General features: G+C 52.5%; 13 protein-coding genes. 9 read left to right on the top strand and 4 right to left on the bottom strand.

The features are described 5' to 3' along the window. The first annotated feature begins 143 nt into the window (after positions 1-143). Positions 144-890, top strand: a complete 747-nt coding sequence (cysQ, locus tag RTN40_RS16980; RefSeq protein WP_312229496.1) for a 3'(2'),5'-bisphosphate nucleotidase CysQ — start codon at positions 144-146, stop codon at positions 888-890. Positions 891-893: 3 nt separating this feature from the next. On the opposite strand, the gene RTN40_RS16975 is transcribed toward cysQ, so the two are convergent. Further along, a complete protein-coding gene (locus tag RTN40_RS16975; RefSeq protein ID WP_312229543.1) occupies positions 894-1,451 on the bottom strand; it encodes a YtfJ family protein in 558 nt (185 codons plus the stop codon). 327 nt (positions 1,452-1,778) lie between these two features. On the opposite strand from RTN40_RS16975, the gene RTN40_RS16970 reads away from it, so the two are divergent. Next, entirely contained in the window at positions 1,779-1,985 is a 207-nt protein-coding gene (locus RTN40_RS16970; protein ID WP_312229495.1) for a DUF1107 domain-containing protein, read from the top strand. 77 nt (positions 1,986-2,062) lie between these two features. Here RTN40_RS16970 and RTN40_RS16965 read toward each other — a convergent pair whose 3' ends face one another. Further along, the gene (locus RTN40_RS16965; protein ID WP_312229494.1) at positions 2,063-3,400 is read right to left on the bottom strand and encodes a hemolysin family protein; all 1,338 of its coding nucleotides are present in this window, start codon (positions 3,398-3,400) and stop codon (positions 2,063-2,065) included. Between the two features lie 314 nt (positions 3,401-3,714). Between RTN40_RS16965 and RTN40_RS16960 the strand changes: the two genes are divergently transcribed. Next, the gene (locus tag RTN40_RS16960; RefSeq protein ID WP_312229493.1) at positions 3,715-7,701 is read left to right on the top strand and encodes an RHS repeat domain-containing protein; all 3,987 of its coding nucleotides are present in this window, start codon (positions 3,715-3,717) and stop codon (positions 7,699-7,701) included. A gap of 40 nt (positions 7,702-7,741) precedes the next feature. Beyond that, a complete protein-coding gene (locus tag RTN40_RS16955; protein WP_312229492.1) occupies positions 7,742-8,872 on the top strand; it encodes an RHS repeat-associated core domain-containing protein in 1,131 nt (376 codons plus the stop codon). Positions 8,873-8,961: 89 nt separating this feature from the next. On the opposite strand, the gene msrA is transcribed toward RTN40_RS16955, so the two are convergent. Next, the gene (msrA, locus tag RTN40_RS16950) at positions 8,962-9,606 is read right to left on the bottom strand and encodes a peptide-methionine (S)-S-oxide reductase MsrA (protein WP_312229491.1); all 645 of its coding nucleotides are present in this window, start codon (positions 9,604-9,606) and stop codon (positions 8,962-8,964) included. A 210-nt stretch (positions 9,607-9,816) separates the two neighbouring features. Between msrA and tamA the strand changes: the two genes are divergently transcribed. Genes tamA through RTN40_RS16935 form a run of 3 tightly spaced genes read left to right on the top strand, consistent with a single transcriptional unit; the run spans position 9,817 to position 15,670 of the window. Then, positions 9,817-11,550: an autotransporter assembly complex protein TamA gene (gene tamA / locus RTN40_RS16945; RefSeq protein ID WP_312229490.1), complete on the top strand. Its 1,734-nt coding sequence runs from the start codon at positions 9,817-9,819 to the stop codon at positions 11,548-11,550. Further along, the gene (gene tamB / locus RTN40_RS16940; protein WP_312229489.1) at positions 11,547-15,323 is read left to right on the top strand and encodes an autotransporter assembly complex protein TamB; all 3,777 of its coding nucleotides are present in this window, start codon (positions 11,547-11,549) and stop codon (positions 15,321-15,323) included. The genes tamA and tamB overlap by 4 nt, the downstream gene beginning before the upstream one ends. A 2-nt stretch (positions 15,324-15,325) precedes the next feature. Then, positions 15,326-15,670: a gamma-glutamylcyclotransferase gene (locus tag RTN40_RS16935; protein ID WP_312212492.1), complete on the top strand. Its 345-nt coding sequence runs from the start codon at positions 15,326-15,328 to the stop codon at positions 15,668-15,670. Between the two features lie 89 nt (positions 15,671-15,759). Here RTN40_RS16935 and ppa read toward each other — a convergent pair whose 3' ends face one another. Beyond that, positions 15,760-16,290: an inorganic diphosphatase gene (gene ppa / locus RTN40_RS16930; RefSeq protein ID WP_103818593.1), complete on the bottom strand. Its 531-nt coding sequence runs from the start codon at positions 16,288-16,290 to the stop codon at positions 15,760-15,762. A gap of 309 nt (positions 16,291-16,599) precedes the next feature. Between ppa and ytfQ the strand changes: the two genes are divergently transcribed. Together ytfQ and ytfR are read left to right on the top strand one after the other, a co-directional pair. Continuing rightward, positions 16,600-17,556 carry a galactofuranose ABC transporter, galactofuranose-binding protein YtfQ gene (ytfQ, locus tag RTN40_RS16925; protein ID WP_312212493.1) on the top strand — a complete coding sequence of 319 codons (957 nt, stop codon included), beginning with the start codon at positions 16,600-16,602 and terminating at the stop codon, positions 17,554-17,556. 30 nt (positions 17,557-17,586) lie between these two features. Continuing rightward, positions 17,587-19,089 carry a galactofuranose ABC transporter, ATP-binding protein YtfR gene (gene ytfR / locus RTN40_RS16920; protein ID WP_312212494.1) on the top strand — a complete coding sequence of 501 codons (1,503 nt, stop codon included), beginning with the start codon at positions 17,587-17,589 and terminating at the stop codon, positions 19,087-19,089. The last annotated feature ends 10 nt before the right edge of the window (positions 19,090-19,099 follow it).

The raw sequence follows: 19,099 nt of genomic DNA, 5'->3' as shown, positions 1-19,099 counted from the left end.
TACATCTGGTTGCTTACAAATTTGTGAATCTTGCCATAAAAGTGAGCGATAAAACCGCAGACGTGGTCACAGATGGCAGTTCTGGTCGTGATAGGGTATAAGTAAAACAACGAGTTAAAACCACTGACATAGAGAGGTGGAAAATGTTAGAAGCGATTTGTCAGCTTGCGCGGGAAGCGGGCGAAGCCATTATGCAGGTTTACGACGGGAACAGCCCGATAGACGTGAACCGTAAGACCGACGATTCACCGGTAACCGCGGCTGATATTGCGGCCCACAAGGTGATTGTTAAAGGTTTGCAAGCACTTACTCCTGATATTCCGGTGCTTTCGGAAGAGGATCCGCCTGCCTGGGAAGTACGTCAGCACTGGCAGCGCTACTGGCTGGTGGATCCGCTGGATGGCACTAAGGAGTTCATCAAGCGCAACGGCGAGTTCACCGTTAACATTGCCCTGATCGAGGAGGGTAAGCCGGTGCTGGGCGTAGTTTATGCCCCCGTACTGAAAGTCATGTACAGCGCAGCGGAAGGTAAGGCCTGGAAAGAGGAGAGCAACATCCGTAACCCGATCCAGGTGCGTGAAGCCCGCCCGCCACGGGTGGTGATTAGCCGCTCTCATGCCGCTAACGACAACGAGCTGAAAGAGTATCTGGAGCAGATGGGTGAACACCAGACCACGGCGATCGGCTCGTCACTCAAGTTCTGCCTGGTGGCAGAAGGTGAGGCACAGCTCTATCCACGCTTTGGGCCGACCAGCGTCTGGGATACCGCCGCGGGCCACGCGGTGGCCGTCGCTGCCGGGGCGCACGTCCATGACTGGCAGGGAAAAACGCTGGACTACACGCCGCGTGAATCCTTCCTCAACCCCGGCTTCCGCGTCTCAATTTTTTAACCTTTAGCTCTCCAGCAGCTTACGCAGCAGGGCAACTACCTGCTGCGACTCCTGCTGGGTGAGGGCACCATCTTTGGCGTAGTGCACCCGTCCCTCTTTATCCAGCACCGCGACGGCGGAGCTTTCTTCCTGCAGCTGCCAGGCTTTACGGGTTACCCCTTCGCTATCAACAATAAACTGTGACCAGGGGTAGAGCTGCTTATTGCTCTCAATGCTGCTGCGCACAAACATCGCAGATCCGGGAATAGCATCATCGGTATTGATGATTGTGGTGGTCTGGTACCTGTCGTGCGGTAAATTGGCGTTTTTAATCGCCTCGATCAGCGCGGCATTTTTATCCTTCGCCGAGGTGCGGCCAGCGATGTGCATCACCACACGCACTTTTCCGGTCAGCTGCGCGCTATTCCAGTTTTTATAGCTAAACTTATCATTGTTGAGGACCAGCTCGCCGCGATCGGCCACGCCAACGGGGGGAACGCGCTGGTTCTCTTCGAAGCGGTGGGCCGAAGCCACCAGCGGCAGCAGCAGGCAGGTTACAGCCAGAGTCTTGCGTAACGTCATCATGTTCCCCTTATTCAGTGCAGGTGATCCGACCACTTGGTCTCTGCCCTTAATGATAAATGCAATTAATCTTCTTTTCTCGCAAACCGGGTGCCAGTTTGCGGGTGAACGCACACATTTGCGCAAAAACCATGGCTTATACTGTCCTGATAAGTACTCGGAATAGAAAATTCTGATTAATTGTCATCAAACGGTAAATAAACTTATGCATGCTGGGTATCAATGAGTTTGTGGTCTATAGTCACTAGGCAACAAAATTTGCGTTCATCAAAGTCGAGCCAATTGTGGCGTCGCTTGAGCGTAAGATTTAGCAGGAGAGATAGAAGAATGAAAATTTTCCAACGTTACAATCCGCTCCAGGTAGCGAAGTACGTGAAGATCCTGTTTCGTGGACGGTTGTATATCAAGGACGTAGGCGCTTTTGAGTTCGACAAGGGTAAAATCCTGGTCCCGAAAGTAAAAGATAAGCAGCACTATTCTGTGATGTCTGAAGTCAATCGCCATGTTATGCGACTGCAAACCGATATGGCGTAAGCACGTGCTATGCAGTAGTTGAGTAATATAATAAGACGGCCCCAAATGGGGCCGTTGATGTTTCCAGGGAAGGGGCTTTACGCCGCGCCTTTGTTCTCGGCGTCTGGCAGCTTCGGCGTCAGCGGAGTAGGCTTGCTGTCGAGGCGGGTAACCAGCAGCTGATCGATGCGGTAGTTATCGATATCCACCACCTCAAACTTGTAGCCGGAGTACTTCACCGAGTCGGTGCGTTTCGGGATTTTACGCAGCATAAACATCATAAAGCCGCCGATGGTTTCGTAGTTGCCGGACTGCGGGAACTCGTCGATATCCAACACGCGCATGACATCGTCGATTGGCGTCCCGCCGTCGATGAGCCAGGAGTTCTCGTCACGGGCTACGATCTGATCCTCCTGTCCCTGACCGACCAAATCACCCATCAGGGTGGTCATGACGTCGTTGAGGGTAATGATCCCCACCACCAGCGCATACTCGTTCATGATCACCGCGAAGTCTTCCCCCGCCGCCTTAAAGCTCTCCAGCGCTTCGGAGAGGGTCAGGGTGTCTGGCACAATCAGCGTATTGCGGATCTGCACGCCGCTGTTCAGGGCCAGGCTCTGGTTGGCCAGCACGCGGTTAAGCAGATCTTTGGAATCGACGTAGCCCACGATGTGATCGATATCCTGATTACAGACCAGAAACTTGGAGTGCGGATGCTCCGCCACCTTGCTCTTCAGGCTCTGCTCATCTTCATGCAGATCGAACCAGATGACGTTTTCGCGCGAGGTCATGGATGACGGCACGGTGCGCGACTCCAGCTCAAACACGTTCTCAATCAGCTCGTGCTCCTGCTTACGCAGCACGCCTGCCAGCGCCCCGGCCTCAAATACCGCGTAGATATCATCGGAGGTAAGGTCGTCCTTACGCTCCATCGGCAGCTTGAAGATGCGGAAGATGACGTTGGCCAGCCCGTTAAAGAACCACACCAGCGGGCGGAAGATAAACAGGCAGAAGCGCATCGGGTTGATGATACGCAAAGCCACGGCTTCGGGCGCAATCATACCGATGCGTTTCGGGGTCAGGTCAGCAAAGAGAATGAACAGCCCGGTCACGAGGGTAAAGGAGAGAATAAAGCTCAGCCGATCCGCCAGCTCCGGCGACACCACGTTGAGCAGCACGCTGTAAAAGGCCGGTGAGAACGCCGCGTCGCCCACGATACCGCCGAGAATGGCGACGGCGTTAAGGCCGATCTGCACAACGGTAAAGAAGGTGCCGGGGTTTTCCTGCATTTTCAGGATGCGCTGGGCGTTGATATTGCCGTCGTCGGCAAGCAGCTTAAGTTTGATTTTACGGGAGGCCGCAAGCGAAATCTCCGACAGCGAGAAGAACGCACTTACGGCAATCAGACAAAGTATCAGTAGAATACTGTTTAACATATCTTATCCAGCCATCGGCCAGATCCTCAAGAAGGGAAGGTTGAAAATCCATGTAATACATCAGGTAAACGCCGATCCATAGCGAGTGGACCGGCGATCCAGGGCCTAGTATAGCGTAAGCCGGGGGAGGCCTGCCAGCATCGGGAGTACAATGTTTAAACAGAGGGGGCGTGGCAATTATTGATTTAATTAGCCCAAATATCAGACATAGCCCGCTAAAAAAGGGGCTTTATTAAAAAAAAGAAACTACTAGATTTATAAAAGTCAGGCTGGCTCTCCTTATTAATAATCAATATTATTGTTGAGGTATCATCATGAGTGCAAATTACTATTCACAAACGCCTAATTTTATTAGCGCCTCCTCTGAAGATGTCGATCCACGTACCCGTTTGTTTAGCTTTCAGCACTCGCTGGGACAGCTCATTGGTAATAATGCCATGGGGCCGGAGCTTAACTTTGCTATAAGCTACTCACCAACCTCGTCAACCGACGATTTTGGTTTAGGTATTGGCATATCCCTTCCGTTAACAATAGTCGATACCGTTAATCAACAGCTTTCATTGGCTTCGGGGGAAAGCTATAAGGTGGATTTCACTATGAATCCACCTGTCATTAAGCAAAATAAGATGCAAACCTTTACCCTGGTACAGATGGTTAACGATTACGGCACCACCTTTTACCGTCTTACCGAGCATGATGGTAGCGTGACTGACTTGAATACCTATGAATACGGAAAGTATATTCCAACAAGAATGTATACGGCGTTAGGCTATTCAATAAATATAAAATGGAAGAATACCTCGAAAGCATATGTAATAGATAATATTACGGACGATAGCGGAGTAACGCTATTGAAATGTAACTATGATTCATCACCGATACTGACCTTTTATCCTGGTTCTTCTGAAGAGTACTCCCTGACCCTGCACAAAACGAACAGTTATTTATCCGCTATTTCTCATTCAGGATTAAACGGTGGAAGCTGGCAATATTTTTATCAAGATATTGGCATCGGGGGAGATCTGCAGACGCTAGTAAAAACGCAGTCTATCACCGGGCTAATAAAAGAGGTTGTTTACAATAATGATAATAATATAACTAAAGGTATTATGCTGTTTCCTACGCAGTCGGGGCAACAACCGTTACCTGCCGTTACCCGATTAACGGTCTCTCCGGGCTTTGGTCAACCAGACATGGTGACCGACTATGGGCCAAACGACTCACAAGGGTTCCCTAACTATCTGGGCTTTGACTCGCCGGAGGGGGGTCAGTGGGATGCCACAACCGATTACGTCTATAGCCTGGCGGGTCAGGACTATTTCTACTCCACAACGCTAACGCAAACCGACAGCGATGGACAGAAGATCACGACAACCTACACCTACAATAACTACCATCTTTTAAGCAAGTTAGAGGTGCTGCAGGGTGACACTTCCTACGTTGTAAATACCTCGTACTATGCCGACGCCTGGCAGGCCGATCATCCTGATACAAGCTATGACGATCTGCCGGCACAGTATCAGTATCCGCAGACCCAAACATTAACGTGGAAGGACAGCAGTGGCACGCGTAGTGAATTGACCCAATACCAATACGATGATTTTGGCAATCTGACGCAGCAGATCGATCCCGACGGTACCCAGACCGACTATGAATTTTATAGCGCAGACGGCGAAGCGGATAGCGCCGACGGTTATACCGGGTGCCCTGCTGATGTCAATGGTTTTGGCAACCTGGTAAAAAGCAAAAAAGTAACCCCTGCTCCCTCGGATTATGACGATGTACCTGTTCGGGTAACGTATACTCGCTATAGCTCCTTCGATGCGCTTAACGATCGTCCTATGGTGACCGCGATTGTAAAAGATAAAGAGTCGCTGGTGAAAGTAATTGATAACGGTACTGGCACACCTGATAAACAGGCATTAATAACGAGCGATACGCAATACTATTCAGATATCAATTCTCAAAGCAACTATGGCTTGATTTATATTAAAACTACAAATGTTTATAATGCTGACTCAACGAACAATGGTTTAAAAAGTCCTGTAGAGTTCTCAAGCTCACAAGTTCATGTTTATACATTTCAAGATAACACCATTCAGTGTGACATGACTATTAACAGTTATGATGGTTATCAGTTGGAAAGCTCTATAAAACGCTCCTGCTATTCAGGGAAGCTGGTGTCATTGACTGAATTTTTAGGTGCGCAATATAATTTTTATTACGATACGGCTGGGCGTTTTTTAAGAAAAGTTAAGTTTGAGGGTAATGATAAGTATGAAATGACGACTACTGCTGAGTATAATATATCGACTGACAGCGACAAACCTAATCTCAGTACCACTTTTACTGATTATAATAACAGTGTCACTCGTTTAAGTCATGATGCGCAAGGCCGAGTTATCTCTATTGAAAAAAGTGCAATAGAGCAGATTAATAAAGATTTTGCAACAGTATTAACACGTAATTATGATTCGCTTGGAAGACTTTTGTATGAAACTGTTTTCGATAGTTATATCAATAGTTCTGGTTCTGTAGAAAGTTTTGAAATTAATGTTAAAAACGAATGTGACAATTGGGGCAAGCCATGTGCATATAATTTCTTCAGTGATAGTGATAACCCCGATGGCAGTGTTTATCAAAGGCGAGGTTTTCAATATACGCCTATTGATAATATTTTTAATAGATACATTCGTGCTGAAAGCGGCAATGTATCGTCAAATACCAAAGTTTTTCTTAATAACATGTATAAGCCAGAAACAGTCATCCATTATGATGTAGAGGGTAATGAATACAGCCGTTCATATTCTTATTATGATGGACTCAAGCGCCTGCGCCAATCCGTAGACGAAATGGGTTACACAACTGTTTATGAATATGATGATTTTGACCGAGCCTATAAAAGTACTTTTGCCGACGGCACAGTTATTGTTAATGAATATGCGCCGCAATTTAGCCTCGACATTGTGCAGAAGATTACTGTTATTGATAAATATGGCGTATCTAATGAGGTAGGTAGCCGTGAAATAGATGGCTTGGGGCGGGTGAAAAACGTAACGGTTGGCGGACGGCATGAGGTTTATACTTATATCGATAGCACGCTGGAACCTAATACATTCACCGATAGTTTGAATAGGGTCTTTACCTATACATATGATCCATTATTAGATAATGCAATAACCCATGTTAAAGCAAGCTATGATGATCAAATAATAAATCAAAACTATACCTATTTTTATGATAGAGGGCTACTTGATACTGCCACGGAAGATGATAAGAAGGCCAATTCATACACTTGGTTTACATCTGGGCAAATGGATACTGAAACTGTATTAAATAATTTGGGCACTAAAGTACCCGTTTACACATGGAGCGTATTGAATAAACCAGTAAGCTATACCGATATCGCAGATAATGCACAATGGTCAAGTTACTATGTTTCTGGAGTGAGGGTAGGTAAGCCTGAGACTATTACAGATCCAGTCGTCACGCTCTCATTCGATTATGACGAGTTTGGGCGACTGTATACTCAGAATGCTGAGTTGACAGACGGTAGCGCTAATCTTGAAACGAAAATCACCTATGATGATTATGGCCGCGAATATGTTCGTACCATTACCCCTGATAGCGGCGAAAAAATTACTATTACTACCCACTATTATGAGAATAATCAGGTTTTCACCGTTAAGATTGAACAGGGTTCGGAAACGCTAAGTTATAATGAATATTATTATGATACCCGTAATAGGATTCAGCTCCATAAATGCAGCGGCAATGTGCTGCCAAAAGATGGTTACGGGCAGGCATTTACTTCACAAGAATTTGAATATGATAGTCTGAATAATATCAAGACCTGCACCACAGTTAATGAGAGCGGTGTAACCGATACAGCAGAATTTATATATATAAATAGTAGCATTGACACCACTAATTCGTATATAAATAGCGACGATCCTACTCAGCTTACATCAATTAAGCACAGTGGAAATCCTGCGTATCCGACAGTTATTAATTTGGCCTACTATAGTGATGGACGACTAAAGTGTGACGAGGCTGGCCGTACTTTAACTTATGATGCATCGGGGCGTTTGATTAGCGTAGAGGCTTCTGACGGTACGCAAGCACGCTATGGTTATGATGGGCTGAATAATCTTATCTACCAATCAGTAAGCAGTGAAGAGCAATATCTTTACTACCGTGGATCTCAGCTAGTTAATCAGATCCGCCAAAGCGAGCAGCAGCAGGATCGAATTATTTCTGGGTTGGCGGGTAATGCTGCTGTAAGCCATGAAAAACTGTAAAAATATCGTCAGCGATATACTCAATCACTGGAGCATAATTATGTCTTTACAACTTATTGGCACTAATCAAACTAACAGCACGCTGATGGCTTACGAAGGCAATAATCAGTATGTTTCCCTTTATTCTGCTTTTGGATCTGTTAATAACTCACAGAATGGTCTGCTTCCAGGCTTTAACGGTGAGCGTCCCGATCCTTTCACTGGAGTTTCACATCTTGGAAATGGTTATCGCGGCTATAATCCGATTTTGATGCGTTTTACCTGCCCCGATAGCGAAAGCCCTTTTGGCATTGGTGGCATCAATCCCTATGCCTACTGTGAAAACGATCCTGTAAACCATACCGATCCAAGTGGGCATGGACTAATAGTTGATATGTTGACTATTGGCTTAAAGTCTCTTTTCAAATATTTATTTTCGGAAGAAACGTCAGAAGCAATGGCTAATATTATTGTAAGAACAACAAAAGGCGCATTGACATACGGTACACAGGTTGCAAAAAATATAGTTGATATTGTTGGGCGTGTTGAAGAAGGGAGTAACCCTCAGGCTGCTGCAAAACTTCAAACAGCGTCGTTCGCATTAGGCATTATTAATGGTATAACAACGCTGTATAGTTCAGCAACAGATATTATTGAGCAGACATTTAGAGGGCGCGGGAATCGAGGCTCTATTGATGTTCAAAGAGGACTTGAAAGGGGTACTCGTTTTGGCAGGGGCGGGAGAGAGGTTTTCTCAAGCCTTGGGAATTCCTTAGAGAGCAGATTTTCTACTTCCAACGGTAAATTAGGTCATGTTTTTGAAGATATATTCAACAGTCTTGTAGGTAGTGGAAGGCGTGAAGGCTCAATGTTTTCTTCCAAAAGTAAAACAAAGATAATTTATCAATTGATAAATAGTAGCTCTGCTATTATCTCAACAGTATTTGCAATAGCAAGCAGGGCTGTTGAAGAAAAAAACCCCGCTGCGGCGCAAAAACTGTCACTGGTATCTTCCATATTGGGTTACTTCAATCTTGGCATGAGTTTTGGGAGTAATGCACATGAATTTTATGGTGACCTCAAGGACCAAAAAAATGATTTTAAAATCATTGGCAATAAGATGAGTGATCATATTTCAAATGGCTTAAATAAAGCTTCATCTAAAATTCCTTCTCTAAGTAATTCTCGATAGAATTTAATATGTAGGGTTAATTTTAATAAGTTAGCTATAAATGATAGCAGCCCATGTTTAGTGGGCTGCTATTTAATAGCAACGCTTTTTCACCCCGCCGTCTGCGGCGGCAGACAGACCCCAATCCCACCGATTCCGCAGTAGCCATACGGATTCTTATGCAGGTACTGCTGGTGATCGTCCTCGGCATAGTAGAACGGGCCGGCGGTTTTGATTTCAGTGGTCACGGTACGATCGTCCCCGGCGGCGCGCATCGCCTGCTGGAAGCGGGTAAGGCTCGCCTTCGCGGCAGCGTCCTGCTCCGGTGTCAGCGGGTAGATGGCCGAGCGGTACTGGGTGCCGTGGTCGTTACCCTGGCGCATGCCCTGGGCAGGATCGTGGTTCTCCCAGAAAACCTGTAGCAGTTGCTCGTACCTAATCACGCTTGGGTCATAGACCACGCGCACGGCTTCGGCATGTCCGGTCTGGCCGGAGCATACTTCGCGGTAGGTCGGGTTTGGCGTATAGCCGCCCGCATAGCCTGCCGCAGTGCTATAGACGCCAGGCAGCACCCAGAACAGGCGCTCCACGCCCCAGAAGCAGCCCATCGCAAACAGCGCGGTCTCCATTCCCTCGGGAACGTTGGTCATTGAGTGTTCGTTAACGGCATGCAGGCTGGCAACCGGCATGGGTGTATTGCGTCCTGGCAATGCATCCGTTTGAGTAACAAGGTGTTTTTTATCAAATAGACTCACGGTGTGGCCTCCCAGGAACAGATATGTGATCGAGGTTGTAACGCAGCGTTGAATTGAACACAATAAATGCTGCAAATACGGCTAGATTTAAACATTAAGAAATATTGGGCTAGCCAGCCATTTTTCAACCCACTATGGTGGGAATTTGTTAAGCCGGGGAGCGGCATTTCGGTTTCCTTACCTCAGGAAGCCTGATATTCAGGAGAGAACGTGCCACACATCCGACTGATAGGTTTTGCCACTCTGCTGCTGGCAAGCGGGACGGCCTTAGCGGCAAACGTTCGTTTGCAGGTGGAGGGGCTAACGGGTGCGCTGCAAAAAAACGTCCGCGCCCAGCTCTCAACTATTGAGAGCGACGAAGTAACGGCGGACCAGCGTTTCCGCGCCCGCGTTGATGATGCTATCCGCGATGGATTAAAAGCGCTGGGCTACTATGAGCCAACCATCGATTTTGAACTGCGTCCACCGCCGGCGAAGGGTCGCCAGGTATTGATCGCCCGCGTCTCGCCCGGCACGCCCGTGCGCGTAGGGGGAACGGATGTGATCCTGCGCGGCGGGGCGCGCACTGACAGTGACTACCTCGACCTGCTAAAAACCCGTCCGGCAATCGGCACGGTACTGAACCACAACGACTACGACAGCTTCAAGAAGGGCCTGACCAGCGTCGCGCTGCGCAAAGGCTACTTCGACAGCGCCTTCAATAAAAGCCAGCTCGGCATCGCTCTCGACCGCCATCAGGCCTTCTGGGATATCGACTACGACAGCGGGCAGCGCTACCGCTTCGGCAAGGTGACCTTTGAAGGCTCACAGATCCGCGACGAGTATCTGCAAAACCTGGTCCCCTTTAAAGAGGGTGACGAGTATCAGACCAAAGATCTGGCGGAGCTGAACCGCCGCCTCTCCGCGACCGGCTGGTTTAACTCGGTGATTGTCGCCCCAGAGTTTGAAAAATCCCGCAAGACCAAGGTGCTGCCGCTGCATGGCGTGGTCTCACCACGAACACAGAATACGATAGAGACCGGGGTGGGCTACTCCACCGACGTCGGTCCGCGCGTGAAGGCCACCTGGCGTAAGCCGTGGATCAACTCCTACGGGCACAGCTTTACCACCACCACCAGCATCTCGGCACCGGAGCAGCAGCTCGACTTTAGCTACAAGGTGCCGCTGCTGAAAAACCCGCTGGAGCAGTACTACCTGGTGCAGGGCGGCTTTAAGCGTACCGATCTCAACGATACCGAGGCGGACTCCACTACTCTGGCACTCTCCCGCTACTGGGATCTCTCCAGCGGCTGGCAGCGCGCCATTAACCTGCGCTGGAGCCTGGATCACTTTACCCAGGGCAGCGTGACCAACACTACAATGCTGCTCTATCCGGGGGTGATGATTAGCCGGACCCGCTCCCGGGGCGGCCTGATGCCGACCTGGGGTGACTCTCAGCGCTACTCCATCGACTACTCCAACACCGCCTGGGGGTCTGACGTTGATTTCTCGGTCCTTCAGGCGCAGAACGTCTGGATCCGCACCCTCTACGATCGCCACCGCTTTGTGGTGCGTGGCAACCTCGGCTGGATTGAAACCGGCGACTTTGACCGCGTGCCGCCGGATCTGCGCTTCTTCGCCGGGGGCGATCGCAGCATTCGTGGCTATAAGTACAAATCGATCTCGCCCGAGGATAGCGAGGGCAAGCTGAAGGGGGCCTCGAAGCTGGCAACCGGCTCGCTGGAGTACCAGTATAACGTTACCGGCAAGTGGTGGGGCGCGGCCTTCGTTGACAGCGGCGAGGCAGTAAGCGATATCCGGCGTAGCGACTTTAAAACCGGTGCGGGCGTGGGCGTGCGCTGGGAGTCCCCGGTCGGGCCGGTGAAGCTCGACTTTGCTCTGCCCATCGCGGATGACGATAAACACGATCTACAGTTCTACATCGGTCTGGGGCCTGAATTATGAGTTTATGGAAGAAGATAAGCCTCGGAGTGGTGGTGTTTATTGTACTGCTGCTGGGGGCGGTGGCGTTTCTGGTGGGCACCACCAGCGGGCTGCATATTCTGTTCAAGGCCGCCAACCGCTGGGTGCCGGGGCTGGAGATTGGCCAGGTCACCGGTGGCTGGCGCGATCTGACCCTGCGCAATATTCGCTACGACCAGCCCGGCGTGGCGGTCAACGCCGGAGAGATCCACCTTGCGGTGAAGCTTGCCTGCCTGCGGGACAGCAGCCTGTGCGTCAACGATCTGGCGCTTAAAGACATCAACGTGACGGTAGACAGCACGAAAATGCCGCCAGCCGCCCAGGTGGAAGAGGAAGATAGCGGTCCGCTCGATCTCTCCACCCCGTATCCGATTACCCTCAGCCGCGTGGCGCTGAACAACGTCAATATTAAGATCGATAACACCACCGTCTCGGTGATGGATTTCACTACCGGTCTGAACTGGCAGGAGAAAAACCTGACCGTTAAGCCGACCTCGCTACAGGGGCTGCTGATCGCCCTGCCGAAGGTGGCCGACGTGGCCCAGGAGCAGATCGTCGAGCCGAAGATCGAGCAGCCGAGACCTGAGGAGAAGCCGCTCGGTGAAACGCTGAAGGATCTCTTCTCTAAGCCAGTGCTGCCGGAGATGACCGACGTCCACCTGCCGCTCAACCTCAATATCGAAGAGTTCCGCGGCGAGCAGCTGCGCCTCACTGGCGATACCGACATCCTGGTACGCAGCCTGCTGCTGAAGGTGAGCAGCATCGATGGCAATACCACCCTCGACACCCTTGATATCGACTCTAACCAGGGTACGGTCAATGCCAGCGGCACGGCGCAGCTGAGCAACAACTGGCCGGTGGATATCACCCTTAACAGCACCCTTAACGTCGATCCGCTCAAGGGCGAGAAGGTGAAGCTGAAGATCGGCGGCGCGCTGCGCGAGACCCTCGACGTGGGCGTGAATCTCTCCGGTCCGGTGGATATGGTGCTGCGGGCGAAGACGCAGCTGGCAGAGGCGGGGCTGCCCCTGAACCTGGATATCATCAGCGAGCAGCTCTACTGGCCCTTTACCGGCGAGCGGCAGTACCAGGCGGATGACCTGCGGCTGAAGCTGAGCGGCAAGATGACCGACTACACGCTCTCTTTCCGCACGGCGGTGAAAGGGCAGCAGGTTCCGCCTGCGACCATCACGCTGGATGCAAAAGGTAACGAGCAGCAGATCAACCTCGACAAGTTGACCGTCGCCGCGCTGGAGGGCAAAACCGAGCTGAAGGCGCTGCTCGACTGGCAGCAGGCCATCAGCTGGCGTGGGGAGCTGACCCTCAACGGCATCAATACCGCCAAAGAGGTGCCCGACTGGCCGTCGAAGCTCAACGGTCTGATCAAAACCCGCGGTAGCCTCTACGGCGGCAGCTGGCAGATGGAAGTCCCGGAGATGAAAATCACCGGCAACGTCAAGAACAACAGGGTAAATGTGAACGGTTCGCTCAAGGGCAACAGCTATATGCAGTGGACCGTGCCGGGGCTGCACCTTGAGCTGGGGCGCAACAGCGCCGACGTAAAAGGCGAGCTGGGCGTGAAGGCGCTGAATCTTGACGCCAACATTGATGCACCGGGGCTGGATAACGCCTTGCCAGGCTTAGGCGGCACGGCGAAGGGATTGGTGAAGGTACGTGGCACGGTGGATGCGCCGCAGGTGCAGGCGGATATCACCGCCAATAGCCTGCGCTGGCAGGAGCTATCCATCGCCCGCGTGCGCGTTGAGGGTGACGTAAAATCTACCGACCAGATCGCCGGTAACCTCACTGCTCGGGTGGAGCGTATTGTGCAGCCGGGCGTTAACCTGAGCCTGGTGACGCTGGACGCCAAAGGCAGCGAGAAGCAGCATGAGCTGAACCTGCGGGCGCAGGGCGAGCCGGTCTCCGGCCAGCTGCGGTTAGCGGGCAGCTTTGACCGGGCTAACCAGCGCTGGAAAGGCACCCTGAGCGATACGCGCTTTGCTACCCCGGTCGGGCCATGGTCGCTGAACCGCGCTATCGCCCTGGACTACCGCGGCGAGGAGCAGAAGGTAAGCATCGGGCCGCACTGCTGGACGAACCCCAACGCCGAGCTATGCGTACCTCAGACCGTGGATGCAGGCGCAGAGGGGCGGGCGGTGGTTAACCTGAACCGCTTCGATCTGGCGATGCTGAAACCCTTTATGCCGGATACCACCCAGGCCAGCGGATCGTTCAGCGGCCGCGCGGATGTCAGCTGGGATACCACTAAACCGGGTCTGCCGCAGGGTGAGGTCACCCTGGCCGGGCGCAACGTGCGGGTGACGCAAACCGTCAACGATGCGCCGCTGCGGGTGGCGTTTGATACGCTCAACCTCAACGCAAAGCTGCGCGACAACCGCGCCGATCTCGGCTGGATGATGCGCCTGACTAATAATGGACAGTTTGACGGTCAGGTGCAGGTGACCGACCCTCAAGGGCAGCGCAATTTAGGTGGTACGGTTAACATCCGCAACTTCTCCATCGCGATGATCAATGCCATCTTCTCGCGCGGTGAGAAGGCAGCGGGGACCCTCAATGCGAATCTGCGGCTGGCGGGCAACGTGCAGAGTCCGCAGCTGTTTGGTCAGATGGGGCTGAACGGCGTGGATATCGACGCCAACTTTATGCCGTTTGAGATGCAGCCTAGTCAGGTAGCGATGAACTTCAACGGCCAAAGCTCGACCCTACAAGGGGTGGTGCGCACCCGACAGGGTGAGATCAACCTGAGCGGCAACGCCGACTGGAGCCAGCTCGACAACTGGCGCGCGCGGATAGCGGCGAAGGGCAGCCGGGTACGCATTACCGTCCCACCGATGGTACGCCTTGACGCCTCCCCGGACGTGGTGTTTGAAGCCACGCCGCAGCTCTTTACCCTCGACGGCAGCATTGACGTGCCCTGGGCGCGTATCGTGGTTCACGAAGTACCAGAGAGCGCAGTGGGGGTCTCCAGCGACGAAGTCATGCTCAACAGCCAGCTGCAACCGGAGGAGCCGCAGAGCGCGGGCATCCCGATTAACAGTAATTTGACCGTTCACGTAGGTAATAACGTGCGTCTGGACGCGTTTGGCTTAAAAGCGCGCTTAACGGGCGATCTTAAAGTTGCTCAGGATAAACAAGGACTTGGACTTAACGGGCAAATTAATATTCCTGAAGGACGCTTCCACGCGTACGGTCAGGATTTGATTGTGCGCAAAGGTGAGTTATTGTTCTCGGGTCCGCCGGATCAACCTTTGCTTAACATCGAAGCGATCCGTAACCCGGAGTCCACCGAAAACGACGTGATTGCCGGTGTGCGTGTGACCGGAACCGCCGACGAACCGAAGGCGGAGATCTTCTCTGACCCGGCAATGTCGCAGCAGGAGGCGCTCTCCTATCTGCTTCGCGGTCAGGGGTTAGAGAGCACACAGAGCGACAGCGCAGCGATGACGTCGGCGCTGGTGGGCCTGGGCGTTGCCCAGAGCGGGCAGGTTGTGGGTCGAATCGGCGAGACCTTTGGCGTCAGCAATCTGGCACTGGACACGCAGGGCGTAGGCGACTCCTCCCAGGTGGTGGTCAGCGGCTATGTTCTGCCGGGATTGCAGGTGAAGTATGGCGTGGGTATTTTTGACTCTCTGGCGACGCTCACGTTACGCTATCGCCTGATGCCTAAGCTATATCTGGAAGCGGTGTCTGGCGTAGACCAGGCACTAGATCTGCTCTATCAGTTTGAGTTTTAGCAATGCGAATATTTGTTTACGGCAGTTTACGACGCAAGCAAGGTAACAGTCACTGGATGACTAATGCTCAATGGTTGGGCGATCACAGCGTTGAGGATTATCAACTCTACAGTCTGGGGCACTACCCAGGTGCGGTGCCCGGTCCGGGCCATGTGCTGGGCGAGGTTTACCGTATTGACGCCGAGACCCTGGCCGAGCTGGATGAGCTTCGCACCGCAGGTGGGGAGTACAAGCGTCAATTGATTCAGACACCGTACGGCAGTGCATGGATGTATGTGTACCAGCTTTCGGTAGATGAGCACACGCGGATAGAGACCGGGAACTGGTTAGACAGGGATCGGGATTAACAGCAGCGCCACCTTCGGGTGGCGCTGTTTTTATCCATAAAAAAACACCGCCGTAAGGGCGGTGTTTCTGTTTTTACTGCGGGCAGAGATTACTTCTTCGCAGCGCGCTCGAAAGAGGCCACGATTTCCGCTTTTGCCGCGTCGGCGTTATCCCAGCCGTCAACCTTAACCCATTTGCCTTTCTCGAGATCTTTGTAGTGCTCGAAGAAGTGGGTGATCTGCGCTTTCAGCAGCTCTGGCAGGTCGTTCACGTCTTTAATGTGATCGTACTCTTTGCTCAGCTTGGTGTGCGGAACCGCAACCAGCTTGGCATCTTCGCCCGCTTCGTCGGTCATCTTCAGCACGCCAACCGGACGGCAGCGAACCACTGAACCCGGCTGCAGCGGGTACGGGGTCGGGACCAGCACGTCAACCGGGTCACCGTCCAGGGAGAGGGTGTGGTTGATGTAGCCGTAGTTGCACGGATAGAACATCGCGGTAGACATGAAACGGTCAACGAACAGCGCGCCCGTGTCCTTATCGATTTCGTATTTGATCGGATCGGCGTTCGCCGGGATCTCGATAACAACGTAGATGTCTTCTGGCAGATCTTTACCCGCCGGTACGTTCAGTAAGCTCATGTTTGTTTCCTTTAAAATGTGTGGCAAACAAGTGCCGGGTATTATAGCCAACTCACGCCGAAAGTCTTCGCCTGTTTTTGTTTTCACCTCGCCGATTGCGCGTTTATCAGACCATTCAGATGACCGAAAAGTACATAACCTCAGCCGCATTTTTCATAGCTAAATGAAAGCGATTACAAACTTGTGATTAACGTTTTATTTACTTTTTTGAAGTGTGATGTAACGCAATTCGTTACATATTCCATTCGCTATAGTCTCTTCGCGAACATCTTTTAGCCAAACAATAATCACCCCTACGAGGACGTTATTATGTGGAAGCGCTTACTTCTGGTCACAGCAGTCTCAGCAGCCATGTCGTCTATGGCAATGGCAGCCCCGTTAACCGTCGGTTTTTCGCAGGTCGGCTCCGAGTCCGGCTGGCGTGCCGCTGAAACCAACGTCGCGAAAAGCGAAGCCGAGAAACGCGGCATTACGCTGAAAGTCGCCGATGGTCAGCAAAAACAGGAGAACCAGATCAAGGCGGTACGCTCGTTTATCGCTCAGGGCGTGGATGCCATCTTTATTGCTCCGGTGGTGGCGACCGGCTGGGAGCCGGTGCTAAAAGAGGCTAAAGACGCCGAGATCCCGGTGATCCTCCTCGACCGTTCCATTGATGTGAAAGATAAGTCGCTCTACATGACCACCGTTACCGCCAATAACGTGCTGGAAGGCCAGCTGATCGGTGAGTGGCTGATTAAAACCGTTGGCGACAAGCAGTGTAACGTCGTTGAATTGCAGGGCACGGTAGGGGCGAGCGTGGCGATCGACCGTAAAAAAGGGTTCGCTGACGCCATCGCTAAAGCACCTAATATCAAGATCATTCGCTCCCAGTCCGGCGACTTTACCCGCAGTAAAGGTAAGGAAGTCATGGAGAGCTTTATCAAAGCCGAGAACAACGGCAAGAACATCTGCATGGTTTACGCCCATAACGACGATATGGTGATCGGCGCCATTCAGGCTATTAAAGAGGCGGGCCTGAAGCCGGGCAAAGATATTCTGACCGGCTCCATCGACGGCGTGCCGGATATTTTCAAAGCGATGATTGACGGTGAAGCCAACGCCAGCGTCGAGCTGACGCCAAATATGGCTGGCCCGGCCTTTGACGCGCTGGAGAAATTCAAAAAAGACGGCACCCAGCCTGAGAAAATGACCATGACTAAATCGACGCTCTACCTGCCGGATACGGCAAAAGAAGAGCTAGAGAAGAAGAAAAATATGGGCTATTAAGCCCGGCGGTTCGTTTTCGGGGAGGCCATCATGACCACCGACCAACACCAGGAAATTCTCAGTACCGAGGGGTTAAGTAAATTTTTCCCTGGCGTAAAGGCGCTTGATAACGTCAACTTCAGCCTGCGCCGGGGCGAAATTATGGCCCTCCTCGGAGAAAACGGGGCCGGTAAATCGACGCTCATCAAAGCGCTGACCGGCGTCTATCATGCCGATCGCGGCGTTATTCGCCTCGAAGGGCAGGAGATCTCGCCTAAAAACACCGCCCATGCCCAGCAGCTGGGCATCGGGACAGTCTATCAGGAGGTTAACCTGCTGCCGAACATGTCGGTGGCAGATAACCTATTTATTGGCCGTGAACCACGGCGCTTTGGCTTTCTCCAGCGTAAAGAGATGGAGCGGCGCGCCACGGCGCTGATGGCCTCCTACGGCTTCTCCCTCGACGTGCGCGAGCCGCTGAACCGCTTTTCGGTGGCGATGCAGCAGATCGTCGCCATCTGTCGGGCTATCGACCTCTCGGCGAAGGTATTGATCCTCGACGAGCCTACCGCGAGCCTCGATACCCAGGAGGTGGCGATGCTCTTCACCCTGATGCGCCAGCTGCGCGCCCAGGGGGTAAGTCTGATCTTCGTCACCCATTTCCTCGATCAGGTGTATGAGGTCAGCGACCGCATCACCGTTCTGCGCAACGGCGGCTTTGTCGGCTGTCGCGAAACCCGCGAGCTGCCGCAGATCGAGCTGGTGAAAATGATGCTGGGGCGCGAGCTGGAGACCAACGCCCTGCAACGGGCGGGCCGGACGCTGCTCAGCGACAAACCGGTGGCCGCCTTTACTGATTTTGGCAAGAAGGGGACCATCGCGCCCTTTAGCTTCGAGGTGCGTCCCGGCGAAATTGTCGGCCTCGCCGGGCTATTAGGATCCGGGCGGACCGAAACCGCCGAGGTGATCTTCGGCATCAAGCCCGCCGACAGCGGTAGCGCGACGATCAAAGGCAAGCCGCAGACGCTGCGCTCGCCGCATCAGGCATCGTGTCTGGGGATCGGTTTCTGTCCAGAGGATCGTAAAACCGACGGTATTATCGCCGCCGCCTCGGTACGGGAAAATATTATTCTCGCGCTACAGGCCCAGCGCGGCTGGCTGCGGCCCATTCCCCGCCGGGAGCAGAATGAGATCGCCGAACGCTTTATTCGCCAGCTGGGGATCCGCACCCCCAGCGCCGAGCAGCCGATTGAGTTTCTCTCCGGCGGCAACCAGCAGAAGGTGCTGCTCTCACGCTGGCTGCTGACCAAACCCCAGTTCCTGATCCTCGACGAGCCGACGCGCGGCATCGACGTAGGGGCACATGCCGAAATCATCCGGCTTATTGAAACCCTGTGCGCCGACGGCTTAGCGCTGCTGGTGATCTCCTCCGAGCTGGAGGAGCTGGTCGGCTATGCCGATCGGGTGATCATCATGCGCGACCGCAAGCAGGTGGCAGAGATCCCGCTCGCGGAGCTGTCGGTTCCGGCGATCATGAATGCCATTGCGGCATAAGGAGTAGAGT

Origin of the sequence: Pseudescherichia sp. (genome assembly GCF_031987975.1) — a bacterium.
Classification (GTDB): Bacteria; Pseudomonadota; Gammaproteobacteria; order Enterobacterales; family Enterobacteriaceae; genus Pseudescherichia.
The sequence above is the reverse complement of the archived record's forward strand: the minus strand, read 5'-3'. Positions and strand labels throughout refer to the sequence as shown.